1 protein-coding gene is annotated in these 25555 nt (G+C 74.9%); it reads right to left on the reverse strand.

The features are described from left to right. Positions 1–4: 4 nt before the first annotated feature. Positions 5–25477 carry a toxin glutamine deamidase domain-containing protein gene (locus tag AB0K25_RS15940; protein ID WP_363820764.1) on the reverse strand — a complete coding sequence of 8491 codons (25473 nt, stop codon included), beginning with the start codon at positions 25475–25477 and terminating at the stop codon, positions 5–7. Positions 25478–25555 lie beyond the last annotated feature (78 nt).

Consider the following 25555-nt stretch of genomic DNA (forward strand, 5'->3'; position numbering starts at 1 on the left):
CGGTTCACCCCCGATCGGCCGCCGGTCGCGGGGTGCGCCGTCGGCGGCGTGGCGGGCTGCCGGGGCGGTCCGGTACCGGGGCGGGTGTGGTCGACCGCGCGCCGGGCGGGTACACCGGCAGTCCGGGGAGTCCGGTGACCAGGATGTCACCGAGTCCCGGCACGACGACGGTGTCCGGCAGGGCCATCCCCGCCAGGACCATCCCCGCCAGGACCACGCCCGGGGGCACCGTGCCCGGCGGGACCGGACCGGCCGGCACCGTGCCCGGCGGGACGGCGGCAGCCGGACCGGCGTCCCGACGGACGACCGGGGGGACGGCGGTGCCGGCAGGTCGGTCGCCGGTGGCGACCGGGGCCGGGTCCGGGCGCGATCGGTGTCGGGCGTTCGGCTCCCGCGTCGGCAGCATCCGGCTGGCCTCGTCGACGGTGACGACCGGGGTGTCGGCGGGGGCGAGCGCGTCCAGGGCACGGGTGGTGTCGTCGACCGCTTCCGGGTCGGTCGCGTAGCTGTCCAGCGAGCCGGGTTCGGCCCGGCCGGCCAGGGCCGCGAAGTCACGGGCCGGGAAGACGTACACCTGCGCGTCGTCCGGGGCGGTGAACGCGTCGGCGTCGACCACGAACCGGCGTACCACCGGGCCGTCGCCGGAGGGCAGACCCACCTGCGCGAGGTGGTCGGCCATCCCCCGGGCCACCCCGTACGCGGTCTCCGGCCGGGTGAACACGGCGACGGGGGCGTACGGGTCACCGGTCGTGACCTGTACCCGTCCGGTGGCCGGGTCCTGGTACAGGTCGGTCGACACCGGCTCCGTGGACCCGCTCTGCTGCCCCCGGGGCACCTCGACGACCAGATGCAGCAGGACCTGACCGGGGCCCGGCCGCACCGTCCCGGGTCCGGTCACGCCCGTGGCAGACCGGACCGGGGTGGCCGGACGGCGGGCCCCGGCAGCCGGCGCGTCGAGCACCCGGTCCGACACCGCACGCGGGTCGCCACCGGGATCCTCCCGGTTGGCCAGTCGGACGAAGTCGGCCCGACCGGCCGCGATGCCGTCGCGGACCTGTCCGGCGAGGCCGTGCATGGCACGCAGCCGGGGCCGGTCCGGCTCCCCGCCGTTCCAGAGGGCGCTCATCTGTTGCAGGGTGCGCAGCAGCGTCATCCAGTCGGCGAGCGGGCCCGGCGCCCCGGGGATCCCGGCGAGAGCGCCACGGCCGGGGTCGCGGCTGATCCGGAACGTGTCCAGGGCGGCGGTCGCCGCGTCGAGGAGCCCGTCGAGCATCGCCTCCCGGGTGTCCAGGGCGAGCCGGTCGAGCTGCGCGTCGGTGCGCAGACCCACCACCGCCAGCGCGTCGTCGAGCCGGGCGAGCTCCCGGTCCGTCGCCGCCTGGTCGGGGTGGGGACGCAGCCAGCCGGCCAGCACCCCGACGGCCCCGGCGGCCCGGTCGAACGCCGCGAGATCGGCGGTGCCGGCGCCGAGCCCACCGACCACCTCGTGGTACGCGTCGAGCGCCGCAGCGGCAGCCCCGAGGGCGCGTGAATCCGGGACCGGTCCGGGACCCTCGGTCACGCCGAACCACAGCGCCCCGAGTGCCTGGGTCAGCAGTTGCCAGCCGTACACCTGCATGATCGGCCCGTCCAGCGCGATCCCGGTGGCGTCGCGCAGCCGGGCCAGCTCGGCACGGAACCGGGCCAGCGCCGCGACGTGGTCCGCGTCGTCCGCCTGGTGGCCGTCGACCAGCGGTGTCAGGTCGAGGTCGCGATGGGCGGCCGGGGCCAGCTCGATCAGCGGCGTCAGGTCGACGATCGCGTCGAGCGTCCCGGTCGCGCGGGTGACCAGCTCGGCGACCTCGACGTCGCCGGTGCGCCACTGCTGCGCCCACCGGCCCACCAGCCACCGGAAGTCGTCCAGCACGCCGCGCACCCGTACGGCGTGGGCCGCGAAGGGGACGGCCAGGGCCGGCGTGACGAGCACCGGCAGCAGCCGGACCAGGACGCTGCCGAGCTGGTGGACGACGACCGCCGCCGCGGTCTCCGGTTCCCCGGCGGGCAGCCCTTCGAGGGCCTGCCGCGCCTCGGTGACGCGCAGCAGCACGTCGTTGCGGAGGTCCCGACCGTCGTGGACTCCGCCGACCGCGCTGCCGGACGTCGGGTCGTCGGCGTACACCGGGCCGGGGAGCACCCGGCGCAGGGACAACTCGACCTGCATCCGGATCTGGTCGCGGACCCCGTCGACGACCCCGTCGAAGTCGGTGACCTCGACGAGGACCCGTACCGGGAGCATCCCGACGGGGAGCCGGGCGTCGAGCTGGCCCCGGAGGAAGTCGGCAGCGGCGTCGGCGAGGACGCGGGCCACGGCGTTGTCCCGGGAATCGGCAAGCAGCTCCGGGGGCACCCCCAGCACCAGCCCGAACTCCACCGCCGTGCCGGCTGTCGCCGGCTGCGGCAGGCCGGCCAACCAGGAGGTGACCAGCGCGGCCCGCCGGGCGATCGCGTCGCGGGTCGGTCCGGTCAACACCGCCCAGTCGGCTACCGGTTCAGCCGGGGTGAGCCGCTGGTGGTCCCCAGCGGCCGCCGACGGCAGGTTGTCGCCGAGCAGTTCCAGGTCCCACGGCCGGCGGAGCAGCTCCACCCGGTCGAGAACCGCCCGGACGGCGTGGTCCGCGGCGATCCGGACCGGGGCCTCGACGTCGAGGCGCTCGGGCCGGGTGCGCCAGGTGCGTTCCAGCTGGGCCGCCCTGACCGGCGGCACCGTCGGATCGGCTGCCGGAGGCTGCTGCCCCGGCTGGTCCGTCGTGGTCTGCGGTGCGAAGGGCGCGACACCGATCGGTCGGAGCACCGGGTCCACCGCCCGGTACTCCCCATCGGTGTCCGGTTCGCCGACCAGCGCCGCCAGCAGGTGGAGGTGACGCGAGCGCAGCCCGGCCCACCGCATGCCGCGCAGCTGGGCCTTCTCCTCGTCGGACAGCGCCGCCCGTTCCTCGTCGGACAGGGCGTCGGTGGGACGACCCGCGAGGTCGCCGAGCAGGCTGCCCGGCACGTGCGGGCGGTGCGGTGCGGTGTCGTCGCGGTACTCCTCGCGCAGGCCGAGCTGGTGGGCGAACTCGTGTACCAGGTCCTCCTCCAGGGCGTCGCGACGCCAGTGGAACTGGTCGGTCGGCCCCTCGTCGATCACCTGGACCCGCAGGTGGGCGTCGTGCGGGGCGGCGGCCCGCTCCACGGTCACGTGCAGCAGGTCGCCGAACCGGTTGGGCAGCCGGTACGCCGTCGCATCGGCGCTGCTGTTGAACACCCGGTCCACCCCCCGCTTGAGGGCGGCGAACATCGCCCGACCGGTGTCGTCGTCGAGCCACACCCGCACGGTCAGGTCGGTCACCGGCTGGCCGCCGTAGTGGAACCAGCGGGCCTCGAACCGCGACACGACCTCGTAGCGGTCGTCCCGGGCGGGTCCGGGCCGGCTGACCGGGTCGACCCAGTGGTGCTCGCGGACCGCGACCTGTGCCATCGCGCGCCGGATCGTCCACTCCAACGGCTCGTCCTCCCCGCGCGGCACCGTGCGGGGTTCATTGCGGGGCGGGGCCGGCTCCGCCCCGTCGGGCCCCAGCGGGTCCGCGGTGTCCTGCGGCTGTTCCGGTGCCACGGTCGGGGTGGTGATCACCGCGCGCAGGTCGTCGGGGACGGCACTCGTGCGGCCCTTCTGGTCCGGCCGGAACACCCGCCATCCGCCGAGGCCGTCGTCGGTGGACACCATCCGGGCCGCGCCGGCGCGCGTCGTGATGTCGATGTCCGCCCCGTGGGTCAGGACCACCGGTGTGACGAGAAGTCCCGGCTGCTCGGCCACCGCCTGTCCGAGCACGTCGACCAGGGTCTGCGCCGCCGCGTGCGGCAGCGGGTGCCCGACGAGGACGAGACCCTCGACCGGTGTCGACTGGGCGATGACCGTCTCGACGACGGTCGTCGCCCAGCCGGGCAGGTACGTCGGTGCGTCGGGACCGGCGAAGATCAGCTGGCGGCTGTCGGACGCCTGGATCAGTGGCACCAGGTCGAGCACGTCGGGGTCCTCGGTGCCGAAGAGGGGCGGCAGGACGTGCGCCACGTCCGGCGGATACAGGTTCAGGTGGACCGTCGTCGGCTCCAGCAGGTCGACCCGGTCGTCCAGCGGGACGAGCACCCCGTCGGGGTCGACACCCCGCCGGATTCCCCGGTCGCTGTCGGCGTCGTACAACGCCGGCAGGAACTCCAGCCAGGGCCGCGTGCCGTCGGGCCAGTCGACCCGCAGCTCCCCCGCATCCGGATCCCACCTCGGCGTCGCCTCCCCGGCCAACGCGTAGAGGGGCCGGCCGGTGAGGTCCGCGAGGCGTTGCAGGAAGACGTAGTGCTCGGAGAGGCTCACGTGTTGGACGACCCGGATCGCCGTCACGTCGTCGGCAACCGGCAACAGGGGGCGTAGCGACCAGTTCGGCGCGTACAGCGGCAACTCGACGGTGAGCAGGCCGGGCGGGCCGGCGTGCCGCCACATCGGCCGGAGTTCCCGGTCGGGCAGGGCCAGCTGGAGGCCCCCCGGACGCTCCACCGCCACGCCGGTGACCTGCAGCGCCTCGTCGAAGGCCGCCCCGGCCTCCCGGCGCAGGACCGCTGCCTCCACCTGGGCGGTGGCGCCGTCGACGTGCTGCGCGCCGAAGTACCGGACCTCCAGCACCATCAGCGGCAGCGCACCGTTCGACGTGTCGAAACCGTTGATCACGGTCATTCCGCCGTACCCGAGATGCTGCCGCACGTCTCCGCGGAGGTAGTCGATGATCGACTGCTGCTTGTTGTTGTTCTTCTTGTCGACGAAGGCGCCGTTCTGGAAGAAGTCACCGGCCAGCTTGACCCCGGTCCTCAGCTCGAAGCGCTCTTCGAGATCCGGGAACCGGTCCGTGAACATCCCGCGGAACAACTGCGCGATCTCCGTGAAGTTGGCCTGGAAATAGGCCTGTGCCGCCGGTGACAACGCGTCGAGCAGCATCCGCATGTCCTGCCGGGACAACGCCGCGACGTTCTCCTTGACCAGACCCCGGTGGAGCCAGGCTCCGGCGACGCCTGCGGTGTTGGAGTACAGCACGGTGGCGAACCCGCGTAGCTCCGCGACGTCCCGAGGGCTGCCGCCCCCGTCGGCGAAGTGGTCGGCCACGGTGTCGGCGAAGGACAACGCGTCCTCCAGGTGGGGGCGGGCGTAGGAGGGAGACACACTCGTCGGGCTGCGCCAGGTGTGCCGGGCGACGTAGCTCAGGAACGAGTGGGCACCGGCGAGCGGGACCCCGATGCTGTGGTGCACCCGGGCGCCGGGCTCGCTGTCCGACGGGCGCGGGCCGACGTTCGCCTTGCGACCGAGCGGTGTCAGCACCACCTGGGGGAGGTGACCGGCGGCCTGCACCGTGCCCAGGAGCTGGGCGAACGGGACGGGCCCGGTGAGCGCCGACAGGGCCTGACCCAACGCGGTCATCGCCGGGTACAACGACTCGCCGCCGTGGTGGGCGTCCATCTCGGCGTCGGTGTCGGGCACGACGCCGACGATGACCTCCAGGATGGCGACGGCCTCCTTGGTCCGTTTCGGGGCCGGTCGCCGGTAGAGCTGGCCGTCGCCGCTGTCGCGGAAGTAGGTCTTGGTCTCCACCTCGATGACTGTCGTTCCCGCGGGGTCCCTGGCGAGCGCTCTCGTCCGGGCCAGATCGGGCAGCGTCTCGGCGGTGGCTCCCGTGAACATGTCGGCGGCCGCGCTGAGGTCGAGCATCTCGAAGAACTCGAACTCCGTGCCATGGCCCAGGAAGGTCCGGTTCACCGGCGCGTCCACGATCGCCCGCGCCACCGAGGTCGAGGCGACGGGCGCGAACGTCCCGGCGTCGACAAGCGCCGCCGGATCGACAGTGCCCTCGGGATCCACCAGGACCGCACGGGCGGCGACCTCCGGGCCGAGGGCGTTGAGCCGGGGCAGCCGGTTGTCCGCCGCGGCCCGGGGCAGCAGCACCGCGCCCCGGTCGCCGCCGAACTGCACCCACCGCACCGGATCGGTCTCCCGGTCCAACCGGTACCCCGCGAAGGCGTGCCCAGGGGCGCTGCCCGGACGTTCCAGCAGGACGAAGACGGCGGTCCCGGGCACGGCGGCGACGAGTGCCCGCTCGACCTGCGCCCAGGAATCCACCACCGCCCAGTCGGACCGGTCACCGGCGAAGTCGCCGGCCCACCGGGCACCGATCGCAGCGTCGTCCCGGGTCCGACCGACCCGCAGGCCCGGCCGGACGAACCCGTCGATGCCCGGATGCAGGACGACCGCGAACCGACGGGCCAGAGCCAGACACGACAACGGATCCTCGGGCGGGCGCCAATCCGTCACCGAGCCGGCCGGACGGACGGCGGCCTGAACGTCCTGGGTCTCCTGCACGGCCGTCTCCAACCCCGCCAGCGTCAACGGGTGCCGTCCCCGGCCGGTCGACCGGGGCACGCCGGGGTGACCGCCCGGATGGCCGAGGACGGCACCGTCGGACCCGGCACCGCTCTCGGCGTCGCTGTCCGTGTCGCTGAGCAAGGCGTCGCTGAGCACGGCGTCGCTGTCCGCAGCGCCGTACCCGGGATCGCTCCCGGGCGTCGTGGGTCGGCGGGTCGCCGGATCGGTGCTCTCGCGCCAGAGGTCGACCGTCGGGCGGGGCAGTTCGAGCGCCTCCTCCCGGGCCCGGGCCAGATCGAGCACGTCCGGTTCCGGGAGCCACGCCCGGTAGTGGCCGTTCGCCAGGTAGAGCAGCACCGGTCCCTCGCTGATCCGGGCCTCGGCACCGTCGAAGCGCGGGTTGTAGACCGTCCGGATCGACCAGCCTCCGACGTTCGCCTGCGCGTCGTCGGCGGCCTGATCACGGACCGCCGTCGCCGTGTCGCCGGTCGACCGGGAGCCAGCGGCCGGACGGGCCGACGGGACGGGGGTGGCCAGCACCATCGGCCGGCGCAGCGCCGCTCCGACCAACAGGACGAGGTAGTCGCCGGTGTCGGCCGCCCAGTCCGCCTGCCACCTGTTGACCGTCCGCGCGAGTTGGACGCGTACCCGCCGCTGTGCCCTGACGCCCCGGCCCAGCAGTCCGCCGTCGGCGATCACCTGTTCCACCTCGGCGAGCCGGCCGTCGACGAGCAGGGCATGGATCTGGGCGCGCAGGCCGTCGGCGACCCGTAGGACCAGGGGGCGCAGGCGGGAGGGCAGGGTCACGTCGACGGGCCCACGGGTGTCCCGCCAGGCCTGGATCTCGTCGAGCTGCCCGTGGTACCCGTCGGGCAACAGGCCGCGCACCTCGGGCAACGCGCTGACGACCACGGATTCGAGCAGGCAGAGGCCGTTGCGGTTGACGTCGACGACCTCCCCGACGGCGGGGGGAGGAAGTGCGGTGAACTGGTTGTCGGTGACCGCACGGACCATCGACGGTGACGGTGACGGCCCGGCCGGGGCTGCCGCTACGACCGACCCGGCCGGCGCACGGTCGTCGACGACCGGGTCGACGGGGTCAACCGGGTCAACCGGGTCGACGGGGGCAACCGGCTCAACCGGGTCAACCGGGTCAACCGGGTCAACCGGGTCAACCGGGTCGCGCCGCCCGGCCGCTGGCGGGGCGGGTCGCCCACCGGGCGACGTCGGATCGGTGCCGTCGGTCGGGGGAAGCAGCACCGGGTCGGCTGCGGAACCCCGGCCGAGGTGTCCGGCGGCCAACGCCACCAGTCGTTCGACCTCGGCTCGGGCCTCCCACCAGCGGCGACGGGCCGACGCCTCCGCCTCGGCCCGTTCCGCCGCGTTCTCGGCGGCGGCCCTGGCGAGCGTGTCGGCGGTGCTGCCGGCGTCCCCGGGGAACTCGGCGACCAGGGCGATCCGTTCCAGCTCCCGCCAGGACTTCAGCGCCTTCTGCGCCTGCTTCGCGGCGTGGACCGCCTGCTCCAGGAGCGCGGCCACGACCACCCGGTCGACGGGCGCGCTCCCGGGGGCGTCACCGGCCAGCAGGTGGTCCAGGGCCTCGGCCTGATCGACCAGCACCGGCTGCGAGTCGGGCATGGTCACCTGCAGCGCGGTACGGCGGGTGCCGGTGAGGTCGGTGTGCTCGGCGACGACGACCGTCTCGGTGCTCCACCACACCTTCGCCCGCGCGCCCTCGTCGTCCAGTCCCAGCCGCAGCACGTCGGTCCGGTGCGCGGCGGCCTCCTGGTGGCTGGAGTTGCCCGGCACCGAGACGCCGAGCGCCGGCACGACCCCGACCGAGGTGCCGAGGGTGTCCGGCAGGGCGGCGTCGGCGCGGGCCACCAGGCGGGCGTCGCCGTGCCGGCCGGCCCCACCGACACCGGAGTTTCCCTCGGCGGGCACGAGCACGGTGTCCAGCCGTACCGCGGTGACCCGGGTGTGCAGGACGAGCCGGTACCCGTCGGCGAGGGTGATCTCGTAGGGGCCGGCCATCCGGTGTGGGGTGGCGGCCCACAGGTGGGTTCGTCCCAGCAGGGTCATCAGCTGGTAGTTGAGTGTCGTTCCGGGCATCCCGATCGTCGCTGCGGTGCCGACGATCCGCAGCGCCCGCAGCGCGGTGGCCTGGAGGGCGGCGGCGCCGTTGAAGCCGAGCGCCGCATAGCGGTCGGGCACCGGCACGGCGTCGCCCCGCCAGGCCAGCCAGTTGTCGGCCGGGATCGGCACCAGCCGCAGCGGCCCGTCCGTTCCACCCAGGGTCAACGGGGCGTCGGTCACCGCGGCCGGGTCGGGCAGCACGGCGGCCGGGCCGGTCGGCCGGTAGGTGAGGTTGAGGTGTTCGGCGGCGGTCTCGGTGCGCAGCGGCACGGTGATCTCGTGCCGGCCGATCTCCTGCCGGCGACGGTGGGCGGTGAAGACCAGCCGTTGTGGCCCGTAGTCGACCGGCAGCCAGGGGCCGGTGGTCTCGACGGCGCTGACCGCCCGGCCGAGGGTGACGTCGCTGGAGCGGCCGGCGGCGGTACGCCCCAGCGCCCCGAGCGCGTTGAGCGCCGCCCGCTCTCCGACGTGCGCCACCGGGACCACCTCGTCGGTGACGGCCTCGCCCGACTGGCGTCCGCCGCCGACCTCGCTGACGGTACTCAACTCGAGGTTGCTGGTGCCCGCCCGCAGCTCACCCACCTGTGGCGGGTCGGTGGCCGGTACCGCCCGGACGATGATCTGCACCGCCGGACGGCTGAGCAGTCCGGGGTAGCGCAGCACGAAGCTCAGGCCACCGTCGAAGAGGTCGCCCAGGTGCGCGGCCACGGTGACCGGGTCGGTGTGGTGCAGGACGGTGCTGATGTTCATGCCGGTGTTCCGGTCGTGGCCGACCAATTCCATTCCCTCGTCGCCGCCGAGGCGCAGCGCACGCAGCCAGCCCAGCATGGCCTGACCGATGGCCGGGACGTCCACCAGCCGGCTGGTCTGGTGCATCACCTGCGCCGCCGGCGGGGTGACCTCGCGCGGCAGCCGCCAGCCACCGGGGGTCAGGCCGAGGGCCTGCCGGTACTCCTCGGCCGACATCTGACCCAGCAGGGACACGTCACCCACCTGCCGGTAGCGGGTGAAGGACCGGTCGGGCAGCACCCACTTGGGTTCGGTGAGCACCACGGCGAGGTGGACCCGCAGCCGACCGTGCACACCCAGCAGGACGGTCCGGGACTCGGAGTGCTTGACGGTCCGTTCGACCTCGGCGACGGCGAGGACCGTCTCGCCGTTGGTCCACTCGATCTGCCGCCGGCCGAACAGCCGCAGCGCCAGGGTCGCGGGCGGCTGGGTGGGGGTGCGGGCGGCCGGCTGGGTGGGGTTCGGGGCGGGTGCCTGACCGCCGGGCGTTCCCCCACCCGCGTCACCGGGCTGGGCGGGGGCGCTGGGCTCGTCCGCCCGCCACGCCGCGCCGCCCCCGCCGACCTCCAGCCGGAACTGTCCACCCCGGTCCGCGGCCGAGCGGCGGACCGCGTACCCGGCGACCGCGCTCTCGTACCCGTCGCCGGTGACCGCGCCGGTCGGCGTCTGGTCGTGGCCGATCACCTCGGCGAAGACGAAGACCGTGACCGGCACGTCGTCGCCGACGACCACGCTGGGGGCGTGCACCGGCTGGGGTTGCTGGGTCGCCGGTGCCAGCAGCGCCGCCAGGTGGCCCTGGTCGACGAAGGCGTTGAGCCACTGGTGCAGGGGGGTGCCGGGGATGTCGCCGCTGAACGCCGTGCCCCGCCGACGACCGCCGGTGCCGGACGGCAGGTGCCCGGCGTCCATGTAGTCCGCGGTGGCGCCCCGCAACGCGTCCAGCAGTTGCTCGCGCAGCTCGGGCAGGCCGTGGACATGGTGGGCGACGGTGTGCTGGGCCAGTGCCGCGCCGAGGTGGCGTAGCCGTTGCCGCTGCGGGGTCACGGCTGCGGGCAGGAGTTCACCGAGCGCCTCGCGCAGCACGATGCCCGCACTCGGGGCGCCGGCCGGCGTGGGCAGCACGACCGGCTGCGGCTGCCCGACCGCGATGGTCTGGGTGAACGGCACCGAGAAACCGAGTTCGAGGTCGATGGTGGCGTCGCCGGCGAAGCGCAGTGGCTGCGCCTGCACGGGGTGGTCGGCCAGCCACCGCCAGGCGTCGGCGAGGAACCCGCGGTACTCGACGATGACCGACGCCGACAGTTCCAACCGGACGTCGTCGGCGAACACGGCGACCGCGCCGCCGCCGACGCCGACGACGCCCGCCTGGCTGCCCTGGGTCACCTCGATGACGTCCCGCCAGACGCCCTGGAGTCGCAACCCGATGCCGGCGGCACCACCGAGCGCGTCGCTGCCCACCGACGCGCCCGCCTGCACGCCCGACGCGACGCTGCGGACGGCCCGGTTCGTCGCCGCCTGTGCCCGGCCCTGGCTGGTGCGCAGCTTCACCGTCGGCTCGTCGTCCTCCGACTCGCCCGACCCGCTGTCGCTGGGCTCGGGGAGGTCGGCGGTGACCGGGTCCGGGTGGGTGCCCCGCCGGCCGAGGTACCGGGGTGCGGTGTCCGGGTGGCGACGCCGGACCCCGATCCGCACCTCCAGCGTGCGGCCGGAGAAGATGTCCCGCACCCGCAGCTCGATCAGCAGTTCCCCGTCGGCGGTGGCCAACAGGCGTGCCGAGTAGCGGCTCGGGCTGTTCTGCGCCGCGAGGCGTTCCTCGTTGCCGAGCCGGTCCAGGGCCCGCCGGATCCGGTCGGTCTGCACCCGCGGGTTGTCCCAGTCGGGCAGGTACTGCCGGTACACCGCGTTGCGGTCGTCGTCGAGCAGTCGCCGCAGCCGGTCGGCGACCAGGCCGGCGACCAGGTCCCCGCCGTGCAGGAAGCCGCGTCCGATCCGCAGCCGGTCACCCTGCCACAGGTAGTCGGGCAGGGTACGCGGGTCGTCCGGGTCGTCCTCGACGGTGCCGGCGAGCAGGGCCACCAGGTCGCGGTCGGGCCGCGCCGACGGGGTGACCCCGGCGAGCGCCGCCGCGTGCTGTTGCGGCACGACCAGCAGTGTCCGCACCGACACCGGCTGCGACCCGCGCCGCAGCCCCCGGTACGCCAGCGACCGGGTGACCGACCGGTGCATGCTCCACTGCACCGTGCCGGTGTACTCGGCCAGGTAGAGCCCCAGGACGTGGTCGCCCGTCTCCTGCCCGGCGGTGGTCTCGACCTGCGGGGCGAGGGCCTGCGCCCGGCGGTCGACGACCGAGACGGTCGGTCCGGCGGAGAGCCGGAACAGGCCGAACGCCCGACCGATCAGCACCGCGAGGAAGCCACCCCGGTCCGAGGCGGACTGCACCGACTGACCGGTGGTGACCGCGGCCGCCGCGCGTAGCAGCGCCGATTCGGGCAGCTCACCGATCGGGGTCAGCCGGGTGAGCCGCAGGGCGGGCCGGACCCCCTGGGCGTAGGCGGGTCGGCGCAGCCACGACGAGCTGGTCGCGGTCAGGCCGGTCGCCCCGGGCTGCACCGCGTCGAGTGCCCGCTGGCCGCCCCAGAGCCGCCAGACCCGCAGGTTGCTCCCCCGGCGGACCACGTCGGGGATGCCGGACTGCACGGTGGTCGCCAGGGCGCCGTCGTCGACGACCTCCACCGGGTAGCTCGCGTCCCGCAGGAGCGCCGCCCCGGCGCGACTCACCGTCAGCGCGGTGCCGTCGCTGATCGGCCGCATCGTGGCCAACACCTCGGGGGTACGGAACCAGAGGCGGTCGCCGTCGCCGGGCACCCAGGTGGCCGGGACGTCGGCCCAGGCCGGTGGGGCGGGCCGCTCGGTGATCTCGACCTGGACGAACACCGCGCTGCGGGTGAGGAACGAGTCGGGCACCCCGATCACCATGCCGTTGTCACCGGTGGTGAGGGACTGCCCGATCGTGCGGACGGCCCGACTGCTCAGCACGCCACCCAGGACGGTCACCCCGACACCCCCGGCGGGGATCGGCACCACGACCCGGGCGGTGGTGGCCTGTGGCTGCGCCCACGTCGACGCCGACACACCTGCGGTCCGCCGGTCCTCGATACCACCCAGGCCGGGGGCGAGCCGAACCTCGTCGGTGCCGCTCGGCCGGGGTACGAGGCGCACCCAGGCGAACCGCTTGTCCCGGCCCACCCGGACCGGGTGGCCGGCGCCGTGGTGCAGGAACCCGGTGGGGTCGGTGGCCAGCGCGTGCAGCAGGGGCCGGGCGCTGGCCATGGTCACGCCCAGTGTGCCCAGTCGCCGGGTCACCTGGGCGGTGAGCCTGTCGCTCCAGGCCGGGTGGCCGGTGTGCGGCACCCCGATCAGCAGGGGCTGCGCGGTGACCGCGGTTCGTACCGCGGTGACCTGCTCCGCCGTGGGTTCCCGACCGGGCACCTGGCGGGCCTCGCCGGTCGCGTCGAGCAGCAGCACCTGGGCCCGGCCGGTGGACAGCGCCTCGGTGAGGTCGGCGTCACTGAGCCCGACGGCGTCGACCCCGACGACCATGAGCTGGGCCGGCACCGTCGCCAACCCGGGCTCGACGACGAACATGAGCAGATGTCCCGGCTCCTCCGCCCGGGGCAGGTACGCCAGCGCCACCGAGCCTGGTGCGGCGCGCAGCGCGGTGACGGTGGCCTCGACGTCGTGCAGCGGTTCGAACTGCCCACCCAGCGCGGCGGCCAGGGTGCCGGGGATCGTCTCCGGGGTCACCGTGAGTTGCCCGCCGAGCGCGCGCGGGGTCCGTCCGAAGTAGTCGTCGACCAGCCGCACCATGGCCTGGACCAGGTCGGTGGCGTCGGACACGACCAGCGCCGGGTCACCGGTGGCCCGGGTGAGACCGGCCGGCGACGGGGTGAGGAAGTCGGCCAGGTCCATCGCGTCGCCGTGGGCGTCCACCGCCAGCACGGTGGTGCCGGCGCGGGTCAGCGCCGTGGCGGTGACCGGGTCGGCGGCGGCGGACCGGGCGAACGCACCCGGCCGGGCGGGGTCGACCACCCGAGGCACCACGGCACCGTCCCGGTCGTCGGCGACCAGCCAGAACACCCGGCCGGGCGCGTCCGGCGGCTGCTCGTGGACCAGGAGCATCGCCCCCGGCCGGCGGGTCAACGCCTGGATGAGCGAACCGGGACGGCCGACGTCGGTTGCCACCGGCCGCCCGCCCAGTGCCTGGTGGAACCCGGCCAGGCTGAGCGTGGTCACCGCCGTTTCGGTCACCGGGAGGTCGCCGATCCGCCCGTGCAGGACGAGGTGGGCGCTGACCGCCCGGACCCGGGAGCTGTCCTCGGTGGCACCGGCCTCGTCGGTCTGCACCGCGTCGACCCACCCGGCGAGGCGGGGCAGGGACGGTCTGCCCCGGCGGACCTGCCGACCGACCGCGAGGCGGGCCGCCGGCAGCCGGCGCAGCGCCTCCCCGGCGGCGTGCAGCGCCGCCGGGGACGGGCCGGCTGCGGCGGCTGTGGTCCCCTCCGTCGAGCTGGTCGACACCGACGCGGTGTCGACCGGGCCGGGCTCCGTCCCCGCCGCGCCGGTCGACGTGGAATCCGAGTCCCGGTCCGACGAGGCGTCCTGATCCGGCTCCCGGTCCGACGGCGCGTCCTGGTCGGCATCCGACGACGGGTCCTGGTCGGGCTCCGACGACGGGTCCTGGTCAGAATCCGACGACCGGTCCTGATCCCGCTCCCAGTCCGACGACCGGTCCTGGTCGGCGTCCGACGACGGGTCCTGGTCGGGGTCCGAGGGCAGGTCCGGGTCCTGGTCCGCCGGCCGCTCCTGGGCGGGGTACGGGGGCGGGTCGGATACGACCTGGCCGCCGAGCATCCGGTGGCCACTCGCGACGCGCACCGCCACCAGCCGTCCCTGCGCCAGCAGCATCCACGGTGGTTCGGTCAACCCGTCGGGGTCGAGCGCGGTCAGCCGGTCGGCTGGCCCGGCCTGCGGCCGCACCAGCGTCAGCGTGCCGTCGGGGGCACGATGGACGAGGACCACGGCGTCGCCCAGCCAGACCAGGGCGACCGCGTTGGCCGGCAGCAGCCCCAGGGCCGTGACCGGCACCGGGGCGAACTGCAGCGCGTGCAGCCGTCGGGCCAGCAACGCCGGGTGCTGCCCCGCCGCTCCGGGCAGACCGAGGTGGGTGAGCACCCGGCCCACCGACTGTTCGCCGGAGGGGCCGTCGACAGCGGCCCTCAGCCGGTCCATCCCGAACAGGGCCGAGGCGAGCCGGGCGGCCCGGTCCGCCAAGGTGCTGGCGGGCAGCCCGGACAGCCGGCCCCACAGGTTGACGCCGTCGGGCGGGATGGTCCCGCCCCACTCCTGGCCCAGGTCGTTGACCGCGCCCGCCAGCTCGGCCAGCTCGGCGGTGACCGCCGCGACGGCCCGGTTGGCCAGCTGGTACGCCTGGGGTCCCGTCATGACGTCGGGAACGCCGGTGCCCGGCCGGGGATGGTGGGCCTGCCACTGTCCGTCGCCGGTGCGGACCAGCACCACGGCCGACCGCGCGGCGAGCGCCCCGGCGAACTCCTGGGCCGCGGTACCGGTGTCGAGCAGCACGACGACGGGGAGGCCGGCGGCGGTGTCCGGCAGGATCGCCCGGTAGTCGTCGGCGGGCAGCGCGCCGCGCCCGTCGGGACGCCCGGTGGTCACCCCGTCACCGCTCACCACGCCGGGTTCGACGAGGACGCCCCGTTCGCCCAGCAGCGGGCCCAGCCCCCACGCCCAGACCTGGTCGGGCATGACTCCCAGCAGCGGTCCGTCCCGGTAGGGGACCGCCACCAGCTGCGGCGGCGGCACGTCGTCGGACGGTTGCCCGGTGCCGGTGGCGGGGGGTGTCACCTCCCACGCCAGCACCCGCCGGGCGGGGAGCCGGCCGGCGGGGGCCGACGTGATCTCGATGACCGACACGTCCGCGCCGACCCACCAGGCCGGTCCGCCCGGCGGGCCGACCGGCACCGTCCAGTCGGGCACGAAGGTCCGGTCGGCCGGGCGGATCCCATGCTGACGCAGCGGATTCTCGGTGACGGGCTGTCCGACTCCGACGAGACGGGCCAGTTCGAGCATCGCGAGCCGCCGGTCGTAGGACAAGTCGTCGGCGAGTTGGCTCGGCAGGGAGGTAGCCAGCGATCCGTCCTCCTCACCCAGGATGTCGTGCTCGGCCTCGGCCAGGATGTCCCCGTCGATGAACCAGCCGTGCAGGACGTGCTCCCCGTCCGGACCGGGTGCCATCACGCGCATCACCGAACCCTCCGGCAGGGTGTACACGCGGTCGTCGGCGCTGATCTCCTCGACGGCGACGAAGGCGACATCGGTGACGGCGTGCCCGACGGGTGGGTCGGCGTCTCGGGCGGCCACCCGGTCGGCCAGGAACCGCACGGCGGTCTGCGGCAGCGCCAGCATCGTCGGGGCCGGCACGACCTGCTCCCGCAGCGCCGGGTCCGTGGCGGCCACGCCAGCGACGACGTACGACAGGTCCGCGCCGGTCAGCACACCGATCCGTTGTTCGTCTTCGGACCACGCGTACGCCGTCCACGTTCCGGGGTCGCCGACGGTGGAGCGGGTCACCACCGCGAACACCGCGTCGAAGATCTCGGGGATCTCCGCGATCGACTCGACCTCGCCGGGCACCACGATGATCCGGGTCCCCTCGGGTAGCCGCTCCGTCAGGACGGCGACCGCGTCGGACGCCGGGAAACCCGCCCGCACACCGTCGACGATGTCGTCCAGCTCGGACAGTGGCACCACGGCCACCCGGAACGCCGCACGCAGGGAGGCCGGCAGCCCGGAGCGACCGGCCGACCAGAGCACCGCGCCGTTGCCGTACCGGTCGGCGGTGGGCACGGCCGACGCCGGCATGCCCACGGCGAGCAGGGATTCACCCCCGTCGACCGGGAACTCCATGGCGGCCATCTCCGGGCCCAGCCACACCAGGGCATCGTCGTCCGCATCCGGGTCCACCGCCCAGCCCAGGCCGCGCCACGACGGGTTGTCGCGGGTCGTCCGGATCAGGTCGTCGACGTGGCCGGCCGAGATCGGCAGCCCGCCCAGCGTGACGTGGTCCGCATAGGGCTGGCCCACGTCCGCCGCCCGCGCCGCCCGGCCCAGGTCGGGCGTCCAGCGGACGACGGGGCCGGTCGCGATCCGGTCGCGGAGGAAGTCCGTGACGGGGGCGATCGTGGCCGGGTCCACGGTGACCAGGTGAAGCTCCTCGCCGGACCAGCGCTGGAACACCCGGACCTGGTCGACGGGGACCCGCAGGGTCAGGTCGTGCTGGTGCTGGTCGGAGTCGCCGACGAGGAGCAGCCCGTCGTGGCCGGCCTCGGCCGCGAACGCCTCGGCCGAGGCCCACCGGTCCAGGTGCAGGTGCAGGTGACCGTCGACGACCTCCTGCCCGTACGGCCGACCGAGCAGGTCGAAGACCGCGCGGACCAGCGCGGTCTGTGTCGGGGTCCGGCGGTGGGCCTCGGCCGCGCTGAGCACCACCGCGTCGAACTCGTGCCGGAGCTCGCGCAGCAGGTCCGCGCTGTCCGGGCCGGTCAACTCCAGCTGCCAGCCGGGGAGCTGATAGACGGCGGTCCAGCCGGCCAGGTCGGCGTCGGGCGCGAGCACGCCGACGCCCCGCTCCAGCAGCCGCTCGACGAACGGGCTCCCCTCCGGCGGCGACCGGTCGAGCAGGACGACCCGGGGATGCGCCCGCAACGCCTCGCTCCCGATCACCTCGTCGGCGGTCACCTCCCAGCCGTCGCCGGTCAGCCGGTCGCCGTCGAGCTGCCCGGTGGCGACGACCAACCCCCGGCCGCTCAGGTCCTCGCGCTGCGGGATGGTGACCACCGCCCGGGCCTCCGGCGGCTGCGGGACGAAGTAGACCATCGGATGATCGACGATTCTCCGGGCGGCCGCGTCGACCAGCAACAACGTCGGGCTCGACGACTCGGCGGATTCGGTCCAGATCACCCCCTCCCGGTCGGACCGGCCGGCGAACAGTTCCTGCACCTGCGCCAGTGCGGCGGGCGACACCGGGGCGAAGCGGTGACCGGCCCCCGGCCAGGCGCCCGGGGTTTCACCGATGCGCCGCGCAACCTGGTCCCGATGTGCCATGGCCAGCAGGAACTGGTCCCAGGGATAGGTCCGGCCCGGGTCGAGGACGGCCAGCCAGGACTGGATGCGCGACCAGGGCTCGCTTATCACCCGCCACGTGTCGGGATGGTCGGCGGCGTACCTGCCGTCGAAGAGGAACTGCGCCCAGCGTGTCCCACCACGGGTGGTCTGGAAGGACTGCACCAGCTCCGGACGGGGATCGGTGATCTCGATCAGCACGCGGTGCCTCGGTAGCACGGCTGGATCGATCAACAGGACCCCGGCCTCCCGCAACTCCCTTAGGATGCTTGCGGCGTCTCCCCTTTCCGCCCGGGCGAGCAGCAGCCGCACGGGTTCGGTCGGCGTGGCCAGCAGCTCGCTGTCGAAGATCTCGGTGAGCCAGTCGTCGTCCTCGTAGATCCGCAGGGCGGGGTCGGCGAGCAGCGCCTGGGCCAGCTCACGGCCCTCGACCGGGTCCGCGGCGTGCAGGGTGGCCCGGGCGAGCGCTCCGTCGAGTTGGGTGACGAGCTGGCTCACCTCGGCGCCGGTGACGGCACTGGCGCCGAGCACGATCCAGTGCACGTCGGCGGGCAGCAGCGTCGGCAGGACGACGATGGCGGAGGCCCGTACCCCCTGGATGAAGGCGGAATCCACCACGGCGGCGTGGTCGAGGTCCGGGAAGAACAGCACCCGGGTGCCCCCGGTGGTCGGCAGCCGGGCCAGGTAGTCGGCTGCGGTGTAGCGGGTGCCGTCCGGGGTGACCAGCGCGTCGGACGACTCCGCGTCCAGCCGGCCGGGCTGTACGACGATCCGGTGTGCGCCCTGCCAGCCGTACCGGTCCACGTAGGTCACCAGCACCCCGGAGAGCAGCTGCCATGGACGCCGCAGGATCAGCTCGCGGACCGGTTCGTGCTGCCAGTAGTCGGCCAGGGGTGTGTCCTCGGGCATCTCGAGGAACGCGGCCAGCCCGGCGGCGTACGCCGGGGTCTCCCCGAACGTCTCCCAGAAGGTCTCCCGGATCGCGGCGAGGACCCGGGCCTGCAGCATCCGGCGCTCGATCCCGTCGAGCGGGCTGTCGTCGTGCTGGTCGGACCGCTCGGCCAGGATCCCGGCGGTCTCGGTCTGCTCCGTGTCCTCGATCACGTACTGCCAGGCCCGGCGGACCATCTCGGGCGGGTCCGTGATCGGCTGGGCCACCGGGCCGTCGACGAAGTCGTTGCGCCACAGCGGGACCACGGTGATCAGGCGTGGGTCGACGTCGAGCGACGCCCCTGCCGGCGGTTCCACCAGCGCGTCCACCTCCAGCGCCGGCTGGTCCTCGATCGCGGGCAACGACAGCCGGACCAACCGGGTGGTGTCGGCCGGGGCCGCCACGGCCAGCTCCACCGGGGCCGCCCCGGTGGTGTCCGCCACCGTCGACGGCCATCCGCCGCGCAGCAACCAGCCCCGGTGCCCGCCGAGACCGTCGGCCAGACCGGTGTCCGCGACGGTCACCCGCCGCACCGGGCCGGGCGGGGTGGACTCCGCGTGCGGCGGCGTCGCCTGCTGCGCCGCCACCCGCGGCTGCTCCCGCTGGTCCTGCGACAGTCGCTCGTACGCCGGGGCCGGGTCGCCGGCCGTGTAGTCAGGTAGCGCGACGTACGCCTGCCGGACCCGCTCGGGCAGGCCGGCGAGCTGCGCCCGGGACAGCCGCCCGGCGGGGGGTACGGGGAGCCGGAAGCGGAGCCGGGGTATCCGTACCGGCTCGGCAGGCACCTGGGACTCCTGCATGACCACCACGCTCAGGTGGGCCGGTGCCGCCTGGCCCACGTCCAGGCGGCGGCGTAGTTCCCGCTCGACGGAGCGACCGAACGCCACCGCGTTCGCGTCGTCGTCGCTGACCACGGTGAGCACCAGCGGCGCCCGCGGATCGACGTCGATGGTCGGCGCCCACGGCCCGCCGTTGTGCCCGCCGGCGAAGAAGGCGTCCAGCATCGCCTCGGGCAGCACCCGTCCACCGAGCAGCAGTGCACGTTCGGCGTCGGCGAGCAGGACGAGCAGGTGCTGGCCGGGCAGGTCCACCGCGTCGACCTGCCGGATGAGCGTGGTCACCGTCGTGGCCAGTTCCTCGCCGTCCCAGGGCCACAGCACCCCCCGCCGCTTCGGGCTGCTGGCCACCCCTCGCCAGTCGGGCTCCTTGCCGCTGTCGCCGGTGTCGACGGTCCGGCCGCCGTCGTCGTCGGGGACGCCGACCGGGGCGGCCGGGGTGACGAGGGCGTCGGGGACCCAGGCGTCGTAGTGGTCGTGCCCGTTGTAGAGCAACCGCACCGGCGTCCCGTCGCCGTCCGGCCAGAGCACCGTCACCGACGGCGGGTCGAGCCGCCCCTGCCACACCGGCCGGCCCAGCGCCGCACCGATCACCAGGGGCAGCACGTCACCGACCCGGCCGCCGTCGTCCAGATCGTCCTGGCCGGGCAGCAGCCGCTGCCAGTCCCAGGTGTCGACCGCGTCGAGCAGGGTGGTCTGCACGTCGTATCCGACCGGGAACAGCCAGGTCGTGGCCACCTGGTCGAACAGCTCCACCATCGCCGGGGAGGGGTCGGCCACCCGCCGCAGGATCTCCTCCCGCAGCGCCGTGTCGATATCGGTCAGGTCGGTGTCGTGGACGCCCGCGCGGCGTACCCGCAGCAGCCGGTCCACGGCGTCCGCCGGCATGCCGGGGATGTCGGCCATCGCCTCGGGTGCCGCGACGGCGACCGCGCTGAGCAGGCAGAGCCCGTCGCCGATGATGCGGATCCGGTCCCACCCGGTCGGCGGCAGCGGGGCGTTGGTCAGCCGTACGCCGTCCGGGTCGGCGTCACCGGCCCGGCTGGCGTACCCGGCGAACGGCACGGCGAACGGCGCGTCCGACCGGTCGGGGTCGACGATCTCGTCGTTGACCACGTCCCACGCCCCGGTGCCGTCAGGCACGAACAGTGTCCACGGCCGGCCGTCGACCGACACCGGCAGGTGCCCCGTCGTCCCGGCCACCACCAGGTCACCCTCGGGCGCGTACACGTCGGTGTCGCGCAGGTCGGCCAGGCGCTGCACGGACCGCGCGCCGATCCGACCCGCCGCGCAGGACAGCAGCGCCAGTCGCCGGCCGTCCCGCTCGGGCGACTCCAGCATCGTGTGCAGCTCGTCGACGCTCAGCGTCACCTCGCCGGTACGGCCGTCGGTGTGCCGCAGTGGCACCCGGAACCGGTCGCCGGCCCCATGCACCAGCACCGTCACCCCGTCGGTCGCGGCGGGTAGCCGAGGGTCGCGGGCCAGCCGACGCCATTCCCGGTCCGACAGCAGGGCGATACTCCCCGGTCGGCCGGGGAGGTCGTGGGTCACGACCTGGGCGCCTCCGAACCACCAGGTCCCGTCAGGCTCCTTGCGCAGTTGACCCGGAGCGGACCGGTCCACCCGACCGGCCGGGGTGGATCTGCGCAACCGTCGCCCGTCCTGGTCGGTGCGGTCCTGGCCGGCACGGTCGGCCGGTGCGGGCCCCCGGCGACGGATCCGGTTGGCGTAGGCGGGCCCCGGCTCGGTCCAGAGCACCGCCCGGCGGCGTTGCCGGGGTGTCGCCGGGCGCTGCGTGCCGCCGGGTGCCTTCGACCGGCCGGCACCCCGGCTGCTCTGGTCGACCCGCACCATCCGTGGCGGAATCCCCTCGGTCCGCAGTCGCGCCGCCACCATCGTGCCGACCAGCTCCGCCAGCGAGGCCGCCCGCCGCCGTCCGGTGCGGGCGGCCCCCCGCCGCAGCAGCCGGCCGCCGTTGCCGCCGCCCTCGATCCGGACCCGCACCACCCGGGGCCGGTCGGATTCCCACGCCCGGCGGGCCTGGGCGACGACCTGGTCGACGAACAGGTCGAGTTCGGGCCACTGCCCGTCCTCGGCCGCCCGCTGGCCGGGGGCGAAGTCGACGGTGACGGTGGCCACCGGGTCGGCGTCGTCGGGGGTGTGCCGGACCACGGTGACGTCCCGGTCGAGCCGGTCGCCGACCGTCGCCGCGACGGTGCCCAACCAGCCCTGCACCTCGTCGGGGTGCACCGTCGGGCGGGTCGCCCCCATGTACTGGGCCGAACGGTCGTCGACCTGCCAGCGCCGGGCCGACTCGTTCCAGGTCAGTTCGCCACCCACCCGGGCGTGCCGCTCGATGGCCCGGCCCCGCGCGTCGAAGCCGACGGCGAGGCCCGCGTGGCCCTGCCCGCCGAGCTGCTCCCGCAACCGCTCGGCGGTCAACTCCGGATCGTGCTGCCGCATCCCCGCCAGTAGGGCTTGGAAGTCCCGTGGCCGCATCGCCGCGGCGGCGTCGGCCGCACCGAGGTAGATCTCGCCGTCCTCGGCCACCACGTAGCGCCAGGACCGCGCCCGCGCCGGGTCGAGCAGGTGGGCGGGGAAGTCCGCCAGCCGGTACCAGAGCGGATTGAGGCGTACGTCCCCGGCGTCGTCGCGTTCCCCCGGCGTGATGCGGGCCGCCCGTACCGCCGGCCCGTAGGTCTCGTCGAGATCCACGCCGACCGGCGACTCGTCCGGGACGTCGGCGGCGGTCAGTGAGTCGGGAGTGGCGGGGGTCACCGGTCGTGCCGGGGTGCCCGGCACGCCGAAGAGGTCGACCACGACCGGGGCGGCCGGAGCGTCGGCCGTGGCCGAAAGGTCGACGACGACCGGAGCAGCCGGAAGGTCCGCGACGACCCGGGGAGCCGAAGCCTCCGGGGAGACCGGCAGGTCGGCGACGACAGGAGGGGCCGAATCGTCCCGGGCCGCCTGGCGGTGGGGAGTGGCGGTGGCAGGGAGACCGCTGGTGGCGGGGGTGTCCGGCCCGGCGGACGAGGCGTCGAAGTGGTCGCGGTCGTTGTGGTACACCGACACCGCTGCGGCGTCGGCCGGCCCGTAGACCGCGCGGACCCGGCCGTCGGCACGGCTGCGCACGCTCAACGACACGTCGAGCGCGTAGGCCAGCAGGGGCAGCAGGGCCACACCGACCGGTTCCGACCAGGAGCGGGACCAGTCGCGTACGGCGGCCAGGAGCACGTCGAACTCCTGGTCGGTCAATGGCCCGGTATGGAAGCCGTACCAGTCGAGGTAGGTGGTGCGCAGGTCGTCGTCGGTCAACCCGGTCAGGTCGGTGAACCCGTGCCGCTCCAGCACGGCGATCCGGTCGGCGCGGGAGACCAGGTCGGGTTCCACCCGTTCCCGGTCGGCCAGTGCCTGACGGACCTCGGGGATCACCGACGGTAGGGCGTCGCGGTGCATGGTCAGATATCCGGCGACGAGATCGATCATGGCGTCGGCGGTGCGGTCCAGTGGTGCGTCGGCGGGGACGGGCACCGCGCCGATGGAGAGCTGTTCGGCATGCCAACCCACCGCCGCACGCACGTCGTCGGGCTCTGCCAGCCACCCACCCACCTGCGGCGACAGCAGCTCGGCAGCCGCCAACCGATGCGACACCAGCCCCGGCGCGGACGTCAGGACCGCGTAGGGCAGACACCGCCCGTTGGCCGGCACCCGCACCAGGTCCGCCGGCAGCTCCTGGACGGTCCGGGTGGCCGGCTCGACCGTCGGCACGGTCGCCGGCTCGACGGGTTGGCTGGTCGTGGTGGGGTCCGGGGGTGTCGGGTCCGGCCGGGACATGCCGTACCGGCTGGTGCTGGCGGGGTCCACCAGGGCACTCACGGTAGCCGTGCCGCCCGGCGTCACCGGCACCGGAATTCCCTGCCCGTCCCGCACGATGACCCGGGCGCCCACCGGCAGTTCCGGCGGTTCGCCGACCGGCCGGACCCGTCGGCCCTCGGTCGCCTGGGTCTCCACCCAGAACAGCTCGCCACCCTCATTGACCAGGGCGAAGGCGTGCCGTGGGGCGTTCGGTGGCTCCACCAGCACCGCCGCCACCGCGTTCGGGCCGGCGGCACGGACCGGGCCGAGCACCTGCGCCCAGTCGGAGACCGGCTGCCACTCGGTGCCGAGCTGCGCGGCGAGGTCCCGCTCCGGACGCGCGGGGTCGACCGCCGTGTCGTCCCGGGTCACCCGGGGCAGGGCCGAGAATTCACCGACCACCGCCGCCAGCCGGATCACACAGTCCAGCGCCGTACCGTCGTACGGGGGAAGTACCCCGGTCAGCCGCTGCTCCAGGACGGCCCCACGGCCCTGGACCAGCGTCCCGGTGGCGTCGGGCACCGCACCCACCGGCACCGGCTGTGGACCCGCCGCCGGTACGCCCGACGACGCACCGGGCCCGGAGGCGTTCCCCGGCTGCGCCCGGGACCCCGACCCGGCCGCTGGCTGCGCGCCGGGCTGCGATCCGGCCGCTGGCTGCGATCCGGCCCCCGGCTGCCCGCCGGGCTGCGATCCGGCTGCTGGCTGCGTCCCCGACCCGGCCCCGGGCGACGTGCCCGGCGGTTGGGTGGCAGGTCCCGACCCGCCCGGCACCTGTGCGCCGACCGGCTGCGGTGCACCCGCCCAGGAACCGGCCGACGGGGACAGGTCCACCGGCGCGGACGCACCGGGCGCCGCGGACAGGTCCGAGGAGGTGGACGGGCCGGGTGCGCCCGACAGGTCGGGTGCGGTCAACAGGTCCGCCAGGCCGGGGCTGTCACCGGCGGTGAGACCGCCCGGGTCCACCGGCGCGGGCCCGGCCGGCTCTCCCGGCGGTGTCGACACACCGTCGGCCGGCCGGGGCCCGGCCGTGCCGGCGTCGCCAGCGCCACCGCCGGTACCCGGACGGGCCGTCGGCCCGGTCCCGCCAGCCCCGGAGCCCGCGCCCCCCGCCGCACCGCCCCGGCCCGCACCGCCCGGGGTCGCCCCGCCGGGCGTCATCGCGCCGGGGATCGCCCCACCGGGCGTCATCGCGCCGAGGGTCGTGCCGTCGGTGCCGGTGCCGCCGGCACCCGCCTCGGGCACTGCGGCCACCGCCTCGGCGTACGACGGTGGTTCGTCGTACGCCGGCAGGCGGACCGGGTCGTACGCGGGCAACTGCTCGTCCGGCACCGGGTCCGTAGACGCCGACGGGTCCGCCTTACGGTCCCGGTCACCGGCGGTGGCCCTGTTCAGTTGCTGGCCGATGGCGGTGCCGGCGACACCCGCCACCCCGGACAGCGCACCGGCGATGACGGCCGCCCCGTCGGCGTCCCACTCGCCGGTCGTCATGCCGTTGTAGACGAACTCGGTCAGCCACTCGCTGACGCCCTCGTTGGCGATCTCCTGGGCCGCCTCACCCGGCCGGAAGCCGTGCGGTTCGGGGGTGTTCGACGATGCCGTCAGCCCGACCCGCCGGCCGATGTTCGTCGACCGGACCAGCCGCTCCAGCCCCTGCATGAGCCCGCCGAGGCCGAGGCCGACCGCGCCGCCGAGCGAGCCGACCTCGGCGGCGGCACGGGTCAGCTCGTTGTTCCAGCCGTCGCGGGTGTGGTTGCGGATCTGGTAGAGCTGCACCAGCCGGTCCATCACCGTCTGGAGGCCGATCCCGACGGCCTGCGCCATGGCCACCTGGAACAGGACCCGGGTGGTGACGTTCTGGAAGATGACCCGCATGATCACCCGGCCGACCGCCAGTCGGGCCAGCGCGGCGCCCGGGTTGATCCAGGCGATCGCCAGCGCCGTCAGCAGTTCCACCATCAGGGCGAGCAGCGCCGCGATGATCATCAGCTTGGCGTACTGCACCTCGGTGGCGGTGCCCCGGTAGCTGTCCCCCATCCGGTTGGTGTACTTCGACACCAGACCGAGGTAGCCGGGGCTGTGCAGGACGTAGCGCTCCATCGTGTCGACGAAGGAGTCCTCGGCCTGCCCGTTCACCCCGGCCCGGTACGCCCGTACCCCGTCGCCGAACGTCTCGCTCGACGTGGCCACCTGCTCGGCGGCCCGCCGCAGCGCCTCGGCGGTGGCGAAGAGGTTGGTCTCGTCGGCCTTCGGGAACTTCTCGCCGACCAGGAACCGCAGGAAGTTGGCCAGTTCGGCCGAAACCTCGATCGCCACCGGAGACCACCCCTCGTCGTCATGCCGTTGTCAGGTGTTGCGCCAGGGCACTGCCCGGCCACGCGCCGGAGCACTGTC

It is taken from the genome of Micromonospora sp. NPDC049257, assembly GCF_040678915.1.
GTDB lineage: Bacteria > Actinomycetota > Actinomycetes > Mycobacteriales > Micromonosporaceae > Micromonospora > Micromonospora antibiotica.